Here is an 18,057-nt window from a genome sequence, read left to right on the forward strand (position 1 = left end):
CGCTCCTTACGGGATCGTGACCGTCGCGTACATTCCCGGGTAGATCGGGGCCTTGGAGGTCGTTTTGAAGGCGATCTTGACGCGGAAGGTGTGCGTCATCGGGTTGGAGCTGGGGATGATGGCACTGACGGTGCCGGTTGTCAGCAGCCCCACGGAAGGGATCTCGACGGCGACCTTGGTGCCGTAGGGAACCTTGGAGAGGTCGCTTTCGGCAACTTCGATGGCGATCTTGAGGTCGCTCAGGTCGGCCAGGACGAACGCCGGCATCCCCGGCATCGCCATCTCGCCGACTTTGATGTTCTTGGCGATGATGACGCCGTTGTTCGGGGCCTTGATACGGAGGTATTTGTACTGGTTGTAGACTTCGGAGAGCTGCGCCTGGGCCTGCTCCACCTGTTTCTTGCTGATGGAAACCATGTCCTCCATATTTTTGGCGGCGAGTTCAAGGTTCTCGACTTCGTACTGGCTGACCATGTTCTTTTCCAGGAGGCGCTTGTAGCGGGCCAGGTTGAGACGGACGTTGCTCAGCTGGTTCTGGTTCATCTGCAGGGCGAGTTCGGCCTGGGAGATCCCCAGTTCGACGCGCGCTTTCGCGCTGTCGACCTCTTTGGAGTCGATGGTGTAGAGCAGCTGCCCCTTCTTGACGCGTTCGCCCTCAGCGGCACCGACTTCGGTGACGAAGCCCATGTAGCGGCTCGTGATCATCTTCTGGTTGTCGGAGATGACGCTCCCGGCGACGGTCAGGCCGTCGGCGTAGAGGGCCGCAGCACCGAGGATAAAAGTGAGAAGCAGTTTTTTCATTGTGTGACTCCGTTGGCAAGTTTTTCAAGGGCAAAAACCCGTTCGGTCCGTTTGTTTTTGACTTCCAGCAGCGCAAGGACCTTCTCAAGCTGCTGGGACTGTTTGATGACGACGTCGCTCATGGAAGCGATCTGCTCGCGGTAGCGCGCTTCGTAGCTGGCGTAGATCTCGTTGGCCAGGGCCAGCTCTTTGGAGAGGGCGTCGATCTCGTAGTCGAGCGATTTGATCTCCGTGTGGATCTTGTCGACCTGAAGGGCGATCCCTTTTTTGGCGAGGTCGATCTGGGTTTTGGTCTTGAGGGTCTCGATACGGGCCTCTTCATAGGCGGCATAGTCGCTGCCGCCGGCGAAGAGGTTCCATTTGAGCTGGATACCGACGGTGTAGGAGCCTTTGTCGGCGGCATAATGCTCGAAACTGTCGGCGGCCGTCTGGACATCGGCCTGGAGTCCGACCATCGGCAGGTAATCCGACAGGGCGACATCCTGCATGCTTTCACGGATTTCCAGGCCCGTCTGCGCCCGTTTGACGTCGATGTTGGCGGCGATGACGTCCGCCGTTTCGAGCGGCGGCATGGGGACGTCGGAAGCGGGCAGGGTGATGGCGCTTACCGGCTGGTCGAGCAGGAAGCTGAGGTAGTGGTAGAGCAGCGCCTCGTTCGCCTCCATCTGGTGGATGGAGCGTGCGACGTTGGACTTCTTCGCCTGGACCTCAAGCAGGTCGGTGCGTTTGGCGTACCCCTCCTTGATCATCGACTCCGTCATCGCCTCAAGGGTGCCGATGTTGTCGTAGATCGTCTTCAGGTTGGAGAGCGCCTCGTCAAGCAGGCGCATATCGTAGAAGGCTTTGCGGGTTTCGTAGATCTTCTCGTTGAGCAGCTTCGTTTTGTCCAGGCGTTTGAGGCGCTCCATCCCCTCGGCCGCTTCGACGTAGGCGCTGATCTTCCCGCCGACGTAAAGGGGCAGGGTGTACTGCAGTTTGCTCTGGAAGAAGTTGCGGTCGGCGGGGTAGTTCAGCGCTTCGGGCTGACGGTCGAGTAGTGTTCCGTCCGTACAGTAGGCCGGCGGTGTGGCTCCTTGACAGGCAATAAAGTCACTGAAACCGAAATCACCGAAATTCGCTTCGCGCCCGGTCAGTTTGAAACCGAAGACGTTGCCGGCATCGTCGGAGCGGGCGATGTTCTGGATGAAGTCGAGGGAACCCCAGTGCTGTCCCCCGGCCTGTGAAGCACGCTCGTGCGCGCTTTGTACGTCGTAGGTCGCGGCTTTGATCTCGAGGTTCTGTGCCTTGAGCAGGTCGATGGCTTGGTCCAGAGCCAGGCCCCCGTTTTGGGCCGTCGCAGCCGCGAGGCTGAGGGCCGTAGCGCAGAGCAGAGTTGCCAGTTTCATGATAGCGGTCTCCTTGTTGAATGCGAATGTTATAAAAAAGTTATAAAAATTATGAGCTTGCATTATACACTACACGATCTTAATAATTGTAAACACGCCAGCAGAGTATTGCAGCTGAGAGCATAGGAAAATCTTATCACAATATTCACAAGCTTTCCATTGAAACGACCCGCCCCCATGCCCGTTACCGTCTTTTTACTCTATTTAAGCTACACTTGCACCATCTTACGGAAACGCCCTTTGGGGCGGTGTATCAGAGGAGTACGGGTGAGTCTCAAAGAGAATATCTCGATGGTCAAGGAGGAGCTGAGCACGGAGGAGCAGTTCTTCGAGCAGGCAGTGAAGACCGAACGGTTCGTCAAAAAGTACAAGAAACCGCTGATCGCGGCAGTCGCGGCGGTGGCCCTTGCCGTCATCGGTACGGCGGCGTATGATGCGTATGCCGCGTCCAAACGCGATGCGGCGAATGCTGCTTATATGACCCTGCAGTCCGACCCGGCCAATGCGGCGGCACAGCAGACCCTCAAGGCGAACGCGCCGATGCTGTATGACGCGTGGAGCATGTCAGAGGCGATCAAAAACGGCGACGTCAAGGCGCTGCAGGCGCTTACGTCCTCACCTGCGGTGGAAGTCTCCGACGTCAGCAGCTACGAAGCGGCGGCGATTGCCGGCGACGTCAAGGCCCTGGGAAGCTACGGCTACCGCCAGGGTGCGCTCTACAAAGAGATGGCGCTGATCGATGAGGCCGTCTTGCTGATGCAGTCGGGCAAAACGGACGAAGCGCACCGCCGCCTGCAGATGATCGGGGATCAGTCCCCGCTCGCCCCGCTGGCGGAAGCGCTCTCGCACTACGGCGTGAAATGATCAAGCAGGCTTCCTTCCTTCTCATCGGTGCGCTGCTCGCGTTTTCGGGCTGCAGCAACAAGGAGTACTACACGCCGGAGCAGACGGTCAACGACTGGCCGGTCTGTAAAGCACCGAACAATTCGGCGGAAGCCATTGTCGGCGAACGGCCGAAAGTCGACGACGTCCCGGCCTGGCCGACCTGTAAGCGCGCCGGGGTGCAGCTTGTCACCAAAGGGGCCCAGGGGGCGGTAGCACGCCGGGGCCTGGTCGTCGAAAAGAGCGGTGTCAGCGGCTACAAGATCCCCGACGGCGAGCGTTTCCTCGGCAGCAGCGGCGGCTGGTTCCTCTCGACCGGCATAGACGGCAACGTCACGCTGCACAGCGCTGAGGGCAACGAGACGAAACGTCTGTCGCTGGAGAAGACCGTGGCCGCGGCCGCGGTGGAGGGCGACTACCTGGCCGTGCTCTTCTCCAGCAACGATCTTGGGATCTACCGCCTCTCGACCGGCAAGAGCTACTACAAGCTGCCGGGGACGCCGGCGACGGCGGTTGACGTCCGTATCGCCAACCCCTATTTCCTCGGTAACCTTGTCGTCTTCCCGACGCTTGACGGGCGCCTGGTCGTCGTCAACTACGAGGAGAAGGAGCTGCTGCGCTCGACGGTGGTGAGCACCGAGACCTATTTTGACAATATCTTCTATTTCAAGGTTATCGGTGACACGATGGTCGCGGCGACGCCGAACCGCCTTTTCTGTCTCAGCGACAAAGAGCGGCGCGAAAAGCTCGACCTCCGAGACGTCGTTTTCGACGAATCGGGCATCTGGGCGGCGACGAAAGAGGGCGAAGTGATTCACCTCACGACGGCACTGCAGCCGGTCGCCAAGCAGAAATTCCCGTTTGCGCACTTTCTGGGAATGATCGTGGGCAAAGAGAAGCTCTACCTCCTGGAAAAAGAGGGCTACCTGATCGTCATGGACAAGGCGATGACGCAGACGGAGGTCTACAGCATCGCGCTGGATGACGGCATCAGCTTCACCGGCGAGAAAGCCTTCTACGTGCGCGACAAGATCATCTCCGTCGAGGAGTAGCGTCGGCGTGTCCGGTCCGCTCGAAGCCTTTATCGAATACATCACCGTTACAAAGGCCCTCAGCAAGCGGACGGTCGAGGCTTACCGCTCCGACCTCGAACAGCTCGAGAAGGCGGCGGAACGTCCGCTGCTCTCCCTGGAGACCGCCGACGTGCTGAAACTGCTCGGCGGGATCGCCAACAAACGCACCCTCAACCGCAAACTCTCCTCCCTCAACGCCTTTTTCGCTTTCTGCCATTCGCGCCGCTTTACGGCGGAGGCGGAGAAGTTCGCGCTGGCGAAGATCCCCAAGCAGCTGCCGAAGTTTCTCAGTTACGATGCGATCGATCAGGGGGTCGCGGCCATCGGGACGGAGAAGTGGACGGACCTGCGCGACCGGGCGCTGATCCTGTTCCTTTACGCGACGGGGGTGCGCATCAGCGAGGCACTGGCCGTCGAGCCCAGCGATTTCGAAGGGGAGTGGCTGCGGGTACGCCACGGCAAAGGGGAGAAAGAGCGGCTGGTCCCCGTCGCCGAGGCGGCACGCCGCCTGATCGACCGTTACCTCGATGCGGTGCCCTTTGAGCGCAACCAACTCTGGCTGAACCACAGGGGCAAGCCGCTCAGCCGCGTTTCCGCCTATAAGATCACCCAGAAGTACCTCGGCGTCTCGCCCCATGTCCTGCGCCACTCCTATGCGACGGCACTGATCCTCGGCGGGGCGGACCTGCGGGTCGTCCAGGAGCTGCTGGGGCACGCTTCGCTGCTGACGACGCAGGTCTATACCCATGTACAGAAACAGAACCTCAAAGAGACCGTCCTGCGTTACCACCCCTACAGCAAATCCTGACGGTCACGCCCGCACTAGCGGACGGGAAAATCGAAATAGCGTTCCGGGAAGGGTTCATCTTCCAGCGTAAAGTGCCACCACTCCTCTTGAAGCGGCCGGAACCCGGCGCGGGTCATCACACTGCGCAGCAGCAGACGGTTTGCACGCTGCTGCGCCGTCACCGCCATACTACTGGGCCACGACTCCGGCCCGAAAAAATCGAACCCCGTGCCCATGTCCAGTTCACTGCCGCTTTCACGGTCGATCAGGGTCAGGTCGACCGTGCTGCCGCGCGAATGCCCCGAACGGGCCGCGATATATCCCTCTTTGAAGAGCACGTTTTTGGCGACACGGGGATAGTAGCGCGCCTTCATTTTCGTATCACCGAGATCCTTGGCCCAACGTACGAAGTGGTCGACGGCGCGCTGGGGACGGTAGCAGTCGAACACTTTAAGGCCGAGGCCGAAGGGGGCAAGGGCGGCGTCGGCCTTTGAGAGGGCCGCTGCCGCCGGGCGGGTCAGGTAGCAGCGGGGGGCTTCGTAGCCGTCGATCCGGGCACCGACGAAATTATCGGTCGTGAAGTAGCGCGCCTCGACGGCGATTCCGGGGGCGGTGTCATCGATCGCGACGAACGCCTCGGGCATCTCGTCCGCCCGCAGGGGGAGGGTGAGAAACGCCGCCAGGAACAGTCGGGGGAGGGGTGCCATGCGTCAAACCTTTTTCGGCCATTATAACAGCACTTTTGCATGCTTGAAGCAGCCTTCGTGGTGCCATTATGAATAATTCAAACTAATATCGACTTCCCGCACTGATTAAGAAACGCGGGAATATAATGGATACTTATCACATTTTTGTAAGGAATTTCCATGCGCTGCTCAGGATTGAAACATGGGGCTGTCTTCGCCGTCTCCATACTGGTATTGGGTGCCTGGCCGCTCGCTGCAGAAGGGGGAAAAGCCGACATCGAACGCGGACGCTACGTGGCAACGATGATGGGGTGCAATGACTGCCATACCCCCAATTACATCATGGCCGAGGGGAAGGTGCCCGAAGCCCTCTGGCTGACGGGGAGCCCGTTCGGGTGGCGGGGCCCCTGGGGAACGACCTACGCGACGAACCTCCGCATGCGCCTGGCGGGGATGACGGAGGATGAGTGGGTGATGAAAGCGAAACAGCTCAAAGCGCGCCCGCCGATGCCTTGGTTCAACCTGAACCAGATGAAAGAGGAGGATATGCGGGCGTTTTACCGCTATGTCAGGCACCTGGGCGTCGCCGGCGCGGATGCACCGGCCTACGTGCCGCCGAATGAAGAACCGAACCCGCCTTACGCGACCTTCCCGTCACCGCCACCGGCAAAGTGAGTGTTGCAGATAAGCGAACAGAAAATGCATACGAGCGTGCGGAAAAATTGGGGAGACGGAGGCAATGAATCCGGGGCTCCCCGGTTCCCAATATTATCAAAGAAGAGGGTCGTAATGTCTCAGAAAGTGCAAATCACAATCGCTGGTCTTCCGGAGGGTGCCGTCAGCGCCGAAACCATGCAGAAAAAGATCTTGAAAAACATCGTTGCCGAGATCAAGTCTGCCAATATGGACGGTCTGAACCCCTTTGACCTGGATATCGATGCCGGTCTGGATGTCGCAGTCGAAATGACAGCGGGCGCCTGAAAACGCTTGCTGCAGCCTCCCGCGGGAGGCGAGAGACGCCATGATCGCCACGCTTGTACTCAAACTGACCGAAACGTGCAATCTCGACTGCACCTACTGCTACATGTTCAACTCCGAAGACAAGACCTATACACGTGTCCCGAAGTATCTGCCGCTCGAGACAGGTCTGCAGGTCCTTGATCATATCGGCGCCTACCTCTGGCGTCACCCCGGACACCGGATCCGCCTGGTACTGCACGGCGGCGAACCCTCTTTGTGGCCGGAGACGTCCATGACGCCTTTCCTTGAAGCCGTCGCCGCGCTGCGCAATGAGACGCAGCGGCTCAGCCTCGGCTTTCAGACCAATCTGTACGACTACGATGCCGGGCTGCTCTCACGCGTCGCGGCGGCGGGCGGTTCCATCGGCGTGAGTCTCGACGGACCGGGCGCCTACAACGACCGGCGGCGGGTAACAAAGGGCGGGAATGGGAGCTATGCACGGGTCGCGGAAAACCTGCGCCGCCTCGAAGCCGACGGCTTGCTGGACGCTTTCGGGGGTGTGCTCAGCGTGGCGGACCCGGAGATCCCGCCCGAAACTTACCTGGAGTGGGTCGGGACGCTGCCGAAAAAGCGGGTCAGCGTACTCTGGCCCATCCACTATAACCACGACGCGCCGCCGCAGCATGACTACGGTGCCTGGTACGCCGAACTGTTCCGGCTCTGGAGCGCGGCGGACGACCCGTCGATCGATATCCGGATCTTCCGGGACGCCATCAAACGGATGCTGGGCTCCGCACACCACGGCGACGGCGTCGGCGGCGACCGACTCAACAGCATCGTCGTCAACACCGACGGGCAGTATGAGCGCCATGACTACCTGCGCTATTTTGCCGACGGGGCGGTGCGGACGGCGTACAACGTCCGGGAACACGGCCTGGAAACGGCCGCAAACGATGCGGTCATCCGCCGCTGCGCCGACCTGCGCGATACGCTGCCGGAGGAGTGCAGGATCTGTGAGCACTCCGAGGTGTGCGGTGGCGGGTTCGTCGCCAACCGGCTCGGGGGCGCGGGGGTCGATTTTTCACGCAAATCGGTGATGTGCGGCGACCATCGCCGTTTTTTCGACGCGGTGCGCTCCTATCTCGGGTAAGCTCAGGCGGCAGCAGTAGAGGGATACACCGGGTTTGTGCTGTATAATGCATGACGACTATACCACTGTCAAAGGAGTCATCATGAAAGTACTGACGGGTCTATTGCTGTTGGCCGCGACATGGCTGTATGCTGGGAATTTCACGCTCAAAAGCAGCGATCTGCAGGGGCAGCTGACCATGAAAGAGGTCTTTAACGGTTTCGGGTGCAGCGGGCAGAACGTTTCACCGTCCCTGAACTGGGAAGGCGCCCCCGAAGGCACGAAGAGTTTCGCCGTGACCGTTTACGACCCGGACGCCCCGACGGGCAGCGGCTGGTGGCACTGGGTCGTTTTCAACCTTCCCGCTACCGTCACCTCCCTGCCTTCCGGGGCCGGGAACGACGCCAAAGGGCTGCCAAAAGGTGCCGTGCAGAGCATGACGAGCTTCGGGCAGGCCGGCTTCGGCGGCGCCTGCCCGCCGGTCGGCGACCGGCCGCACCGCTACGTTTTCACGGTCTATGCCCTCGACGTCGCCGAGCTTGACCTTGACGCTTCGGCGATGCCGGCGCTGGTCGGCTACATGCTCAATGCCCATGCGGTTGCCAAGGCATCGCTGATGGCTTACTACGGCCGATAATATGGGGCGCAGTGCGGGGTTGGTATGGATTGCGGTGTTTGCCGCGGTCCTGCTCTGGTCCGGGATCGCACCGAAAGACCGCCTGACCTGGGGGCTGGAAGTGGCCCCCGCCGTCATCGGCGCCGTCGTGCTGGCGGCAACCTACCGCCGCTTCCCGCTGACGCCGCTGCTCTACTGGCTGATCCTCGTACACTGCATCATCCTCATGGTCGGCGGCCACTACACCTATGCGGAAGTCCCGTATTTCGACGGCTTTTTGCAGAGCGCACGCAACAACTACGACAAGCTCGGCCATTTTGCGCAGGGATTCGTTCCGGCGCTGATCGCGCGGGAAGTGATCGTCCGCCTGGAGGTGATCCGGGGTGAGGGATGGCGCTTTTTCTTCATTATCGCCTTCTGCCTGGGACTGAGCGCATTTTATGAACTCATCGAATGGTGGGTCGCGCTGCTCAGCGACGAGGCTGCCGATGCCTTCCTGGGGACGCAGGGCTATATCTGGGATACGCAATCGGATATGGGGTATGCACTCTTCGGCGCGCTCTCTGCGCTGCTGTTCATGCGACGCTGGCACGACCGTCAGCTGCAGCAATACGTTTTCGGCGGAGGGGTGAAAGGTGGTTGACAAAGCGCAGCTTCATACGCAGGTTTTCCACTCCCTCAACGAGCAAATCGCGGTGATCGACAGCCGTGGGACGATCCTGGAGGTCAACGCCGCCTGGAAGCGCTTCGGAACGGATAACGGCCTGGCGGAGACCTTTGCCTCCGTCGGGTGCAGCTATCTCTCGGTGCTGGAGGCTGCAATCCTTTCGGGCGATACGCTGGCCATCGAGGCTTCCGCGGGGATCATGGATGTCGTGAAGGGGCGGCGCAAGGAGTTCCGGTACGAATACCCCTGCCACAGCCCGGAGAAGAAGCGCTGGTTTATGATGCACGTCTCCCCGCTGTACGGAAGCGATATGACGATGTTCGTGGTCGCGCATTACGATATCACGCAGCGCTACCTGGCCGAGGAACATGCCGCGTTTCTTTCGCAGCACGATCCGCTGACGGGGTTGGCGAACCGGAGGCGTTTCGGCGAATTTGTGCAGGAGGCCATCAGGCGCGACGCGCGCAGCGGGCAGTCGGTCACGCTGCTTGAGCTGGACCTGGACAATTTCAAATCCTTCAACGATGCGCTGGGGCACCCCGCCGGTGACGACTGCCTGATGCAGGTCGCCGCGGTACTCCAGGAACACACTCGCCGACCGGATGACCTGGCGGTGCGTCTGGGCGGGGACGAGTTCGCCATTGTCCTGGGCGGGGACAACACCGATGCCCACCGGGAAATCGCCGAGACGATCCGTAGTGAGATCGAGGCGCTGGAGCTGGCATTTGACAACGGCAAAAGAAGCGTCACGGCGAGCATCGGGGGCGTTGCATCATATCCGGCGCCGGACGAGCGGGTCGAAACCCTGTTGGCAGCGGCCGACCGGATGCTCTACCGGGCCAAAACACAGGGGCGGAACCGGGTCGTCTTCGAACGGCTGCCGCAATGGCATGCCGACAGCTGATACGTTTTTGCAACGCTTCATGCGCTATAATGGCGCTATGAAAATGCTCCATTTCGAAGAGACACGCACCATGTTCAAACCCATCATCGACCGCCTCAACGCCAAAGGACTCATCTATAAAAAACTGGATGAAGTGCCGCCCAAAGCGCTGGGGATACGTAACAAGATCCGTCTCTTCAACGCCACGGACCGCCAGGGGTATTACACCGCGATCTTTGTAGTCGCCCAGAAGAGCCGGGTCGTGATGAAAGATGTCGAGAAGTTCGAAATGATCCTGCGCAAGCTGGAACTCTACGTCGACCATGCCTTCAAACAGCGGGTTCTGATGCTCGACGCACCGCTCTGCTCCAAAGCCGAAGCCGCCTTCAAGCAGCAGGGGTGGAAGCTTATCTGATGCTGCTGTGCGACATCGGCAACACCTCTTTGCATTTTTACGACGAAGAAAGCGGGCGTGACTATAGAGAACCGGCCGCCACGTTTGACCCCGCCGAAGTGACCGTTCCCGTCTATTACATCAACGTCAATGCCGCGTTGCAGCCCCGCCTCGATAGCCTGGAAAACTGGACCGACCTGCGCCCCTTCATTGCGTGGGAGGATTACTATGCGACGATGGGCATCGACCGCGTCGCGGCCTGCGAAGCGGTGGAAGAGGGGGTCATCGTCGATGCGGGCAGTGCCATCACCGTGGACGTCGTACGCGGCGGCCGTTTCGAGGGGGGATTCATCTACCCGGGCGTTTCGGCGCTTTCTGAGACCTACCGCCGCATCTCCCCGCGCCTGGACAGCTCATTCAATTTTGATATGCAATTGGATAAAATGCCGAAAAATACGAAAGATGCGATCAGTTACGGCGCACTGGGGCTGCTGGCCCGCGAAGTGCGCGCATACGGTCTGCCGGTCTACCTCACCGGCGGGAACGCATTGGAGCTCATGCCGCTGTTCGGCGCGCCGAACCATGAACCGCTGCTGCTGTTTTCGGGCATGAAAAAGATCATTCAAAAGGCTGGACTATGTTGACCGTCGCGCTGCCCAAGGGCAGAATCGCCAAAGAGACCCTCGAGATTTTCGAGACGATTTTCGGAGAGAAGTTCGCCTTCGATGACCGCAAGCTGATTCTCGATACGCCGAACTTCCGTTTCCTGCTGGTACGCAACCAGGATGTGGCGACGTATGTCTACCACCAGGCCGCCGATATCGGCGTCGTGGGGCTCGATACGCTTGAAGAGCAGGGGCTCGATGTCATCCGCCTGCTGGACCTCGGGCGCGGCTACTGCCGGGTCGCCATCGGCATGAAACAGGGCGAAAAGCTCGACCTCACCAAGCCCGAGATCAAAGTCGCGACCAAGATGGTCAACATCACCAAGCGCTACTTCGCCGAACGCGCCGTTGCCGCCGATGTCATCAAACTCTACGGCTCCATCGAACTGGCCCCGCTGGTCGGGCTGGCGGATATGATCGTCGATATCGTCGAAACGGGAACGACGATGAAGCAGAACGGCCTGGAGGTCGTCGAGGAGATCATGGAGTCGACGACGCATCTGATCGCGAACAAGAACAGCTACTTCGAGAAAAAAGCGGAGATCCTCGACATCTACGAGAAGATCAACAAGGTGATCAGTGAGTCTTGACCTCTACGCGAAAGCGGAACACCTGCTCGGCATTGAGGAGTCGACCGAGCGGCTGCACGATCTCTATATTCAGACCCTGAAAAACTACCCGGTCAAAACACTGCTCGACATCGGCTGCGGCCGGGGCTTCCTGATGGAAAAAGCGCAGGAGCTCGGCATGGTCTGCACCGGCATCGACCAGAGTGCGGTGATGGTCGAGGCCGCGGCGGCCAAAGGATTGACGGCCGCAAAAAAAGGGATCTGCGAAGTCGAGGGGAGCTACGACGCGGCGGTGGCCGTTTTTGACGTGCTCAACTTCCTCGACAAGGACGGACTCTTCATCTTTTTGCAGTGCGTGGCGCAGCGGCTCAACCCCGGCGGGATCTTCATTGCCGACATCAACACCCTGCACGGCTTCACGGATGTCGCCGAGGGGACGATGACCAACGAGGATGAAAACCATTTCCTGGCCGTCGATGCCTATTTCGAATCCGAAGAACTGCACACCGAATTCACCCTCTTTACGAAAACGTCGCCGGAGTGCTACATGAAGGAGCAGTCGGAGATCGTGCAGTGGTTCCACCCGCTCAAACGTTTCCGCAACGTGCCGAACCTCAAACTGACCCACTATAAAAATATCTCGCTTTACGACACGAACGACAAAATGCTGCTGGTGTTTCAGGCGGTCTGAATCCCCCCTGCGTGAAAACGGCGCCGTAATGTTATACTCTTGGCATGAAAATGCCGGGGCACGTTAACCTTTTTCTGTTTCTCATCGTGGCGCTGTTCCTGTCTGCAGAGGAGGAGCCGTCCTCTTTTCCATCCGTCTTCGACGCCCCTGTTCCCGAATGCGACTGCAGCGCCCTCGTCAATGAAGTCAATGTCCACAGGGCGATCAGCATCTATGAGTGGCAGACGCGCCTGGATGAGAAAAAGGGGTGGCTGGAGAGCGGCATGGAGTATGTTGACGCGTTCCATGCGGATGTGACCCAGAAGGTGCATGTGCTCTCGGCCAATGCAGATGTGCAGATTCTCAGCTGGAGCGGCGGCGAAACGAAAAAAAAGCGCCATAGAGTCCCCCGGGACGGTAATGCCAGTGAAGGGATCTCGGGCTACTTCAACCGGCTCTTTCATGATGACACTTTCCTCTACAGCAATGAAGGAAGCTATCTCATATTGCGCGCAGGGGTTGAGTACAACGAGAAGGCGGGCGAATCGTTTCTCAATAATGTCCGGTTCGCGATGAAACTGCCCCGCACCCAGGACCGGCTGCAGATCTTTATCGGGGACCCTTTGGCGGACAAGGACAAAGATGTCGTCTCCGAAAACGGGCAGATCGATGAGACGACCGGGGTGGGGGCGCGCTACTACATCCCGGATGCCGTCAAGAATCTGAAATCAAGCGTTTCCATCGGTTTCCGGGGAATGACCAACCCTTTCACGCAGTGGCGCGTCGAATATCCCATGAACTTTTATGACTGGCTCATTCGGCCGGTACAGTATGTGGACTACTCCGTCAAACGAAAGTTTTACGAAGAGAGCGACCTCTATTTCGACCGGCGAATCTCACGAGAAGAGATGGTGCGTCTGCAGCTGCAGCGCTCCACCGAGACCGACAAGGTCGGCATGGGGTATATGGGGGCGATCTCCTACTTCAAGACCCGGCGCTTCGGCGCGGGGTTCCGGACCTATGTGTCCGCATCGGGGCGTACCGAGGTCGATGCTGTCCAGAGCAGTGACACGAACAGCACCGCCGCCCAGATGACACCGGGCATTTACCGGTACAGCGTCGGCGTCGGCTGGAAACAGTCGTTCCTGCGGTCATGGCTCTTTTATGAGATCAACCCCCGGATCGATTATGACATGCAGTACAACTGGGGACCGAACTACGTCTGCCGGTTCTGGCTGGAGATCTATTTCGGCGATACCTGAGCCAGCAGTTTTTTCATCAGTTCGATATGGTAGCTCTCCTGGAAGTTGATGAAATCGAAGAAGGCGGAGAGCTCCTCGTCCCTGACCGCTTCGGCGAGGGAACGGCACTGCTCCTTGGCATTCTCCTCTTCACTGATGCCGTTTCGGATAAACGCCTCGATGTCGGTGATCTTGTAGGTCTGCTCATGCAGGGGACGGGGCAGGGCAAGGATCCCCATCTTCGCCATCATGTTCCCGAACGATTTAAGATGGAACTGGGACTCGTCGATGAGGTCCTGGTAGATGTCGCGCTCCAGAAGATCACGGCTTTCATTCTGCATATAGGCGTAAATGAGGATCAGTTCGTACTCTTTATAGGACTCCTCGAACAGGAAAAGGGTGAGGGCATCGGTCTGAGCGGTATCAAGCGTTTTGCCCGGCAGGGTACGGTGGCGGTCGAAGGCCGTAATAGGCGCATTGCTGTCGGGACGCGCACGCAGTGTCTCCAGCCTGGCGATGAGGTACTGGTCGTCGGTGATCATCCGTGCCGAGAGCGCCGAATCGGGATAGGCGGCCATGGTCGCTTTGACGGCCGCGCCCAGGGCGTGCAGGGCTTCGGCATTGTCGGCTGGGCGACCCAGATCGATGTCGCGGTCATAGGTGTAGGCGGTACCGTTCTCTGCCAGTTCCCGTGCGATCCAGCGCAGATGCCTGAAGGCGATCTGGGCGTGGTCGTAGAGCTCGGATTTGACCGCTTCGTCTTCAATCATGAAGGAGGTGAAAAGCACGTTGAGCCAGAGGGCGTGTTTGCGTTCGAAGATCGCCGGGGTCATTCTTCTTCCTCCGTCGCACAGCTGCTGGCGATGGGGAGTTTGTGAAGCTCCTCTTCTCCCCCGGCCGCACGGTGGGCGAGGTTCTGCAGGGCGGCTTTGAACGCGGTGAGCACGAGCTCGGAGCAGGCCCGCTGTTTTTCGGGGGCCCCGGCGACCTGTTGCTCCATGCTGTGCATGATACGGATCGCTTCGTCGACGCTCGCGCCCTTGACCATTTCGGTGAAGACGGAACCGAGCACGACGGTGTCCTGGCAGCCGTTGGTCGCGAAGGCGATCTCGCCGACGGCTTTGGGATCCTGCCCGAGGTAGAGGATGACGTACTCGCCGCTGCGGTCATCATAGCCGAGGCCGACCCCGCCGGGTGCCTCCAGTTTGCCGTAGTTTTTCGGCTGCATCATATGTTCGATAATCTCTTCGCTGAGTTCCATCCGCGCCCCCTGTGTACACTTCTTGTGCTATTATTCTAACCTTAAATACTTAGAGGGAGCGCCGTGCAGGTCGCTTCTGCCAAGGAGATGCCCTGAGCCGCCGCAAACCCGTCCAAGACAACGGTTTTACTGCCAAAGATTTTCTGGTGACGACCCCCGAGGAGATGCAACGCCGCGGATGGGAACAGCTGGACGTCATCCTGGTCAGCGGGGATGCCTATATCGACTCGCCCTTTATCGGCGTGGCGATGGTGGGGCGTATCCTGGAGCGCGAGGGGTACCGGGTCGGGATCATCGGCCAGCCCGACATTGAAAGCGGCGACGACATCGCGCGTCTCGGCGAGCCCAGGCTCTTCTGGGGCGTGAGCGGCGGCAGCGTCGACTCGATGGTTTCCAACTACACCGCGACGAAGAAGTTCCGCAACAGCGACGATTACACTCCCGGCGGCAAAAACGACAGGCGTCCCGACCGCGCGACCCTGGTCTATACGAACCTGATCCGCCGCCATTTCAAAAACACGGCCCCGATCGTCCTTGGGGGCATCGAAGCAAGCCTGCGCCGCATCACGCACTACGATTACTGGAGCAACAAGCTGCGCAAACCGATTCTCTTTGATGCCAAAGCGGATTACCTGATCTACGGGATGGGGGAGATCGCGCTGCTGGACCTGGTCCACACCCTGGAAAAGGGGGAAGAGCCGATGAAGGTGCGCGGGGTCTGCTACGTTTCCAAAACGCCGGAGCCCGATTACATTCAGCTCCCCTCCCACGCCGAGTGTCTGAAGGAGAAGGAACGCTATATCGATATGTTCCAGTACTTCTACGACAACAACGATCCCATCTCCGCCAAAGGGCTCTGCGAGGAGGTCGACGGGCGTTACCTGATCCAGAACCCGCCCTGCGACTACCTCAGCGAGCCTGAGATGGACGGCCTCTCCGCCATGCCTTTTACGCGGGAACTGCACCCCTTTCACCGGAAAGCGGGGGAGGTGAAGTGCCTCGAGACGATCAAGTTCTCCATCATGACGCACCAGGGGTGCTGGGGCGAATGCAACTTCTGCGCCATCGGCGTGCACCAGGGACGCACCATCCGCACCCGTTCGGAAGCCTCCATCGTCGGCGAGGCGAAGGCCTTCACCGAGTACAAGGATTTCAAAGGGATCATCTCCGATGTCGGCGGGCCGACGGCGAATATGTACGGCTACGAGTGCAACAAGAAGCTCAAACTCGGCACCTGCGACCACCAGCGCTGTGTCGATTCGCGCCACCTCTGCTCGTCGATGAAGGTGGACCACTCCCGCAACATCAATCTGCTGCGCCAGGTGCGGGAAGTGCCGGGGATCAAAAAGGCTTTTGTCGCTTCGGGGATCCGCTACGACCTGATCAACGAGGACAAACGTTACGGCTATGACTACCTCAAGGAGCTCGTCCGCCACCATATTTCCGGGCAGATGAAAGTGGCACCGGAGCACACCCAGCAGCATGTTCTGGACCTCATGGGCAAGCCGGGAAAACAGACGCTGATCGATTTTAAAAAGCTTTATGATAAACTTAACGCAGATGAGGGGAAAAAGCAGTTTTTAACGTACTATCTTATTGCGGCACATCCTGGCTGTACGGAAGCGGACATGCATGAGCTGAAACGCTTTACGTCCGAAGAGCTCAAGATGAATCCGGAACAGGCACAGGTGTTTACGCCGACGCCGGGGACGTGGTCGTCGGTGATGTATTACACGGAGCTGGATCCGGTAACGCGCAAACGTATCTTTGTTGAGAAAGATACGCGCCGCAAAGAGAAGCAAAAAGAGATAGTCGTCAAAAAACAGCAGTTTAGGAGCGGTTTCGCCAGTTAAAGGAGTCCAATTGGCACTATTTGGAAAGCTATTCAAGAAAAAAGAGACGTCGAGGCCCCAGGAGACCGCCTCGGTCGAGGAGATTGAACTTCAAGACGCTCCGTTCAACCTCAATGATACCTTGCGCGATGTCGCGAATATCCTCTCCCTCGATGCGCAGGAGAAGCGCATCTCCATTGTCTACCGCATGAAGAAAAATGTCCCTTCCGCCGTGATCGGTGACCGTTACAAGCTTTCCCGTCTTTTGACCGACATTATCGGGAATGCCATCGATTTCACCGACAAACGCGAAGACGTCGTTGTCCAGATCAGCCGGAATGAAAACAATGAAGAGGCACTGGAACTCCATTTCGAGGTTATCGACTACGGTGTGGGCATGGACGAAACGGTGGTGGAAAAACGGCTGATGCCGATGCTGACCAGCGACAGCCCGGCGGGCGCGTTTGAGATTCGCGGCAGCGGGCTGCAGCGCGCCCGTGATATCGTGCACGCCATGCAGGGGAGTATCCGCCTGACCAGCCGGCCGAAAAAAGGGACGCGCGTCAATTTCCACCTGCTGCTTTCCGCCGAAGACCTCACGGAGAAACGCCACTACCGCCTGCCCAACAAAGAGGGAGTCGGGCGCAAAACTCTGGTCGTTGATAACGATATCGGCAGTGCAAAGGCGGTGGTCCCGATGCTCGAGTATTTCCGTCATGACGTCACTGTCGGCAAAACCGCCGACCTGGCGTTCATGGAGTCGTACGACATCGTCATGGTCTCCTCCGAGTATTGGAGTGACGAACTCTACGCGGACATCCAGAAGCTGGGAGAAGCGTGCCCCAAAATCGTTATGATCGAAAGCATGATCAAACACCAGGATGTCGAAGACCGCGCCCTCGAGTACGTCGACTGGTTGATCTACAAGCCTTTCACCCAGCAGTTCGTCTTTGAGATGCTTGTCGCGCTCTATTCCGATGCGCTCGGCACCGAAGCCGAAGCGGAAATGGAAACGGCGGAACCCGCTGCGGAAGTAACGGTACCGGAAGTGTCCGTTGAAGAGACGGTGCCTGCAGCAGCCGAACCGGTTAAAGCAAAGGTCGTATCAACCGTGGAAGCCTTCCTCAGCGGAAGGGCGCTTGAGAGCCGGGGCGCCGGGGAGAAAAACGACCATGGCGTCTTCTGCAAATCGTCCCATCAGTTCTTCGTTGCCGCGGACGGCCTGGCCAACTGCGGCAACGATTACGCCGCCTTTGTCGAGAAGCTCAAAGAGGCGATCTGGAAATATGTCAAGGCCGACCGTGTGCTCATGGGGATGATCGACCAGGGACAGCTCGGGGAGGCTGCGGAGTACTGTTCCAAGATGAAACAGCCCCTCGCCGAACTCGGTGTCTACAAACTCGCCTGCCTGGCCGATCTGCTCGAAACCGCGTGCCGGGAGCGGAACGCGGAAGATATTGACGCCCTGACGAATGCCGTAGGCTTTATTCTCAAACAAACGATTGCGTCTCTCGATCAGTTCATCGAGCAATCGAAATACAAAATCCGTTAGGGGG

Annotated in this window: 21 protein-coding genes; 16 read left to right on the forward strand and 5 right to left on the reverse strand. The window is 59.0% G+C overall.

Going from position 1 to position 18,057, the window contains the following annotated elements; all coding sequences use genetic code 11:
* Positions 1 to 6 precede the first annotated feature (6 nt).
* Positions 7 to 801 carry an efflux RND transporter periplasmic adaptor subunit gene (locus WCX18_RS04795; RefSeq protein WP_345990177.1) on the reverse strand — a complete coding sequence of 265 codons (795 nt, stop codon included), beginning with the start codon at positions 799 to 801 and terminating at the stop codon, positions 7 to 9.
* Positions 798 to 2,186, reverse strand: a complete 1,389-nt coding sequence (locus WCX18_RS04800; RefSeq protein ID WP_345990179.1) for a TolC family protein — start codon at positions 2,184 to 2,186, stop codon at positions 798 to 800. The genes WCX18_RS04795 and WCX18_RS04800 overlap by 4 nt, the downstream gene beginning before the upstream one ends.
* A gap of 267 nt (positions 2,187 to 2,453) precedes the next feature.
* On the opposite strand from WCX18_RS04800, the gene WCX18_RS04805 reads away from it, so the two are divergent.
* Genes WCX18_RS04805 through WCX18_RS04815 form a run of 3 tightly spaced genes read left to right on the forward strand, consistent with a single transcriptional unit; the run spans position 2,454 to position 4,949 of the window.
* A complete protein-coding gene (locus WCX18_RS04805; protein ID WP_345990181.1) occupies positions 2,454 to 3,050 on the forward strand; it encodes a hypothetical protein in 597 nt (198 codons plus the stop codon).
* Positions 3,047 to 4,120: a hypothetical protein gene (locus tag WCX18_RS04810; RefSeq protein WP_345990183.1), complete on the forward strand. Its 1,074-nt coding sequence runs from the start codon at positions 3,047 to 3,049 to the stop codon at positions 4,118 to 4,120. Before WCX18_RS04805 ends, WCX18_RS04810 begins: the two co-directional genes overlap by 4 nt.
* 7 nt (positions 4,121 to 4,127) lie before the next feature.
* Positions 4,128 to 4,949, forward strand: a complete 822-nt coding sequence (locus WCX18_RS04815; RefSeq protein WP_345990185.1) for a tyrosine-type recombinase/integrase — start codon at positions 4,128 to 4,130, stop codon at positions 4,947 to 4,949.
* Between the two features lie 14 nt (positions 4,950 to 4,963).
* Here the strand turns inward: WCX18_RS04815 and WCX18_RS04820 are convergent, their stop codons facing one another.
* On the reverse strand, positions 4,964 to 5,635 hold the full coding sequence (locus WCX18_RS04820) for a M15 family metallopeptidase (RefSeq protein WP_345990187.1): 672 nt from the start codon (positions 5,633 to 5,635) through the stop codon (positions 4,964 to 4,966).
* Between the two features lie 159 nt (positions 5,636 to 5,794).
* Here WCX18_RS04820 and WCX18_RS04825 point away from each other — a divergent pair, with 159 nt between their 5' ends.
* From WCX18_RS04825 to WCX18_RS04875, 11 genes are all read left to right on the forward strand, one after another.
* A complete protein-coding gene (locus tag WCX18_RS04825) occupies positions 5,795 to 6,289 on the forward strand; it encodes a c-type cytochrome (protein ID WP_345990189.1) in 495 nt (164 codons plus the stop codon).
* Positions 6,290 to 6,415: 126 nt separating this feature from the next.
* Complete coding sequence (locus WCX18_RS04830; RefSeq protein ID WP_345990191.1) at positions 6,416 to 6,595, forward strand: hypothetical protein; 180 nt, start codon at positions 6,416 to 6,418, stop codon at positions 6,593 to 6,595.
* A 40-nt stretch (positions 6,596 to 6,635) separates the two neighbouring features.
* The gene (locus WCX18_RS04835; protein ID WP_345990193.1) at positions 6,636 to 7,724 is read left to right on the forward strand and encodes a radical SAM protein; all 1,089 of its coding nucleotides are present in this window, start codon (positions 6,636 to 6,638) and stop codon (positions 7,722 to 7,724) included.
* 82 nt (positions 7,725 to 7,806) lie between these two features.
* Positions 7,807 to 8,340 carry a YbhB/YbcL family Raf kinase inhibitor-like protein gene (locus WCX18_RS04840; protein ID WP_345990195.1) on the forward strand — a complete coding sequence of 178 codons (534 nt, stop codon included), beginning with the start codon at positions 7,807 to 7,809 and terminating at the stop codon, positions 8,338 to 8,340.
* A gap of 1 nt (position 8,341) precedes the next feature.
* Complete coding sequence (locus WCX18_RS04845) at positions 8,342 to 8,962, forward strand: DUF2238 domain-containing protein (protein WP_345990197.1); 621 nt, start codon at positions 8,342 to 8,344, stop codon at positions 8,960 to 8,962.
* The gene (locus WCX18_RS04850) at positions 8,955 to 9,890 is read left to right on the forward strand and encodes a GGDEF domain-containing protein (protein WP_345990199.1); all 936 of its coding nucleotides are present in this window, start codon (positions 8,955 to 8,957) and stop codon (positions 9,888 to 9,890) included. The genes WCX18_RS04845 and WCX18_RS04850 overlap by 8 nt, the downstream gene beginning before the upstream one ends.
* A gap of 37 nt (positions 9,891 to 9,927) precedes the next feature.
* Positions 9,928 to 10,284, forward strand: coding sequence for a hypothetical protein (locus WCX18_RS04855; protein WP_345990201.1), 357 nt, complete (start codon positions 9,928 to 9,930; stop codon positions 10,282 to 10,284).
* Positions 10,269 to 10,907 (forward strand): type III pantothenate kinase, encoded by a 639-nt coding sequence (locus WCX18_RS04860; protein ID WP_345990203.1) that lies wholly within the window; start codon positions 10,269 to 10,271, stop codon positions 10,905 to 10,907. Before WCX18_RS04855 ends, WCX18_RS04860 begins: the two co-directional genes overlap by 16 nt.
* A complete protein-coding gene (gene hisG, locus WCX18_RS04865; RefSeq protein WP_345986485.1) occupies positions 10,901 to 11,518 on the forward strand; it encodes an ATP phosphoribosyltransferase in 618 nt (205 codons plus the stop codon). Before WCX18_RS04860 ends, hisG begins: the two co-directional genes overlap by 7 nt.
* Positions 11,508 to 12,188 carry a class I SAM-dependent methyltransferase gene (locus tag WCX18_RS04870; protein ID WP_345990205.1) on the forward strand — a complete coding sequence of 227 codons (681 nt, stop codon included), beginning with the start codon at positions 11,508 to 11,510 and terminating at the stop codon, positions 12,186 to 12,188. Before hisG ends, WCX18_RS04870 begins: the two co-directional genes overlap by 11 nt.
* A gap of 44 nt (positions 12,189 to 12,232) precedes the next feature.
* Positions 12,233 to 13,429: a hypothetical protein gene (locus WCX18_RS04875; protein WP_345990207.1), complete on the forward strand. Its 1,197-nt coding sequence runs from the start codon at positions 12,233 to 12,235 to the stop codon at positions 13,427 to 13,429.
* On the opposite strand, the gene WCX18_RS04880 is transcribed toward WCX18_RS04875, so the two are convergent.
* On the reverse strand, positions 13,411 to 14,241 hold the full coding sequence (locus WCX18_RS04880; RefSeq protein ID WP_345990209.1) for an iron-binding protein: 831 nt from the start codon (positions 14,239 to 14,241) through the stop codon (positions 13,411 to 13,413). The genes WCX18_RS04875 and WCX18_RS04880 overlap by 19 nt on opposite strands.
* A complete protein-coding gene (locus tag WCX18_RS04885) occupies positions 14,238 to 14,669 on the reverse strand; it encodes an iron-sulfur cluster assembly scaffold protein (protein WP_345990211.1) in 432 nt (143 codons plus the stop codon). Before WCX18_RS04885 ends, WCX18_RS04880 begins: the two co-directional genes overlap by 4 nt.
* A 146-nt stretch (positions 14,670 to 14,815) precedes the next feature.
* On the opposite strand from WCX18_RS04885, the gene WCX18_RS04890 reads away from it, so the two are divergent.
* Together WCX18_RS04890 and WCX18_RS04895 are read left to right on the forward strand one after the other, a co-directional pair.
* A complete protein-coding gene (locus WCX18_RS04890; protein WP_345990213.1) occupies positions 14,816 to 16,522 on the forward strand; it encodes a YgiQ family radical SAM protein in 1,707 nt (568 codons plus the stop codon).
* Positions 16,523 to 16,532: 10 nt separating this feature from the next.
* A complete protein-coding gene (locus WCX18_RS04895) occupies positions 16,533 to 18,053 on the forward strand; it encodes an ATP-binding protein (protein WP_345990215.1) in 1,521 nt (506 codons plus the stop codon).
* Positions 18,054 to 18,057 lie beyond the last annotated feature (4 nt).

This window comes from Sulfurimonas sp. HSL1-2 (genome assembly GCF_039645565.1).
Lineage (GTDB): Bacteria > Campylobacterota > Campylobacteria > Campylobacterales > Sulfurimonadaceae > Thiomicrolovo > Thiomicrolovo zhangzhouensis.

Coding starts and splice junctions, on each gene's coding strand:
- WCX18_RS04795 (WP_345990177.1), bottom strand. CDS start 801: ATGAAAAAACTGCTTCTCACTTTTATCCTCGGTGCTGCGGCCCTCTAC.
- WCX18_RS04800 (WP_345990179.1), bottom strand. CDS start 2,186: ATGAAACTGGCAACTCTGCTCTGCGCTACGGCCCTCAGCCTCGCGGCT.
- WCX18_RS04810 (WP_345990183.1), top strand. CDS start 3,047: ATGATCAAGCAGGCTTCCTTCCTTCTCATCGGTGCGCTGCTCGCGTTT.
- WCX18_RS04820 (WP_345990187.1), bottom strand. CDS start 5,635: ATGGCACCCCTCCCCCGACTGTTCCTGGCGGCGTTTCTCACCCTCCCC.
- WCX18_RS04825 (WP_345990189.1), top strand. CDS start 5,795: ATGCGCTGCTCAGGATTGAAACATGGGGCTGTCTTCGCCGTCTCCATA.
- WCX18_RS04835 (WP_345990193.1), top strand. CDS start 6,636: ATGATCGCCACGCTTGTACTCAAACTGACCGAAACGTGCAATCTCGAC.
- WCX18_RS04840 (WP_345990195.1), top strand. CDS start 7,807: ATGAAAGTACTGACGGGTCTATTGCTGTTGGCCGCGACATGGCTGTAT.
- WCX18_RS04845 (WP_345990197.1), top strand. CDS start 8,342: ATGGGGCGCAGTGCGGGGTTGGTATGGATTGCGGTGTTTGCCGCGGTC.
- WCX18_RS04855 (WP_345990201.1), top strand. CDS start 9,928: ATGAAAATGCTCCATTTCGAAGAGACACGCACCATGTTCAAACCCATC.
- hisG (WP_345986485.1), top strand. CDS start 10,901: ATGTTGACCGTCGCGCTGCCCAAGGGCAGAATCGCCAAAGAGACCCTC.
- WCX18_RS04875 (WP_345990207.1), top strand. CDS start 12,233: ATGAAAATGCCGGGGCACGTTAACCTTTTTCTGTTTCTCATCGTGGCG.
- WCX18_RS04880 (WP_345990209.1), bottom strand. CDS start 14,241: ATGACCCCGGCGATCTTCGAACGCAAACACGCCCTCTGGCTCAACGTG.
- WCX18_RS04885 (WP_345990211.1), bottom strand. CDS start 14,669: ATGGAACTCAGCGAAGAGATTATCGAACATATGATGCAGCCGAAAAAC.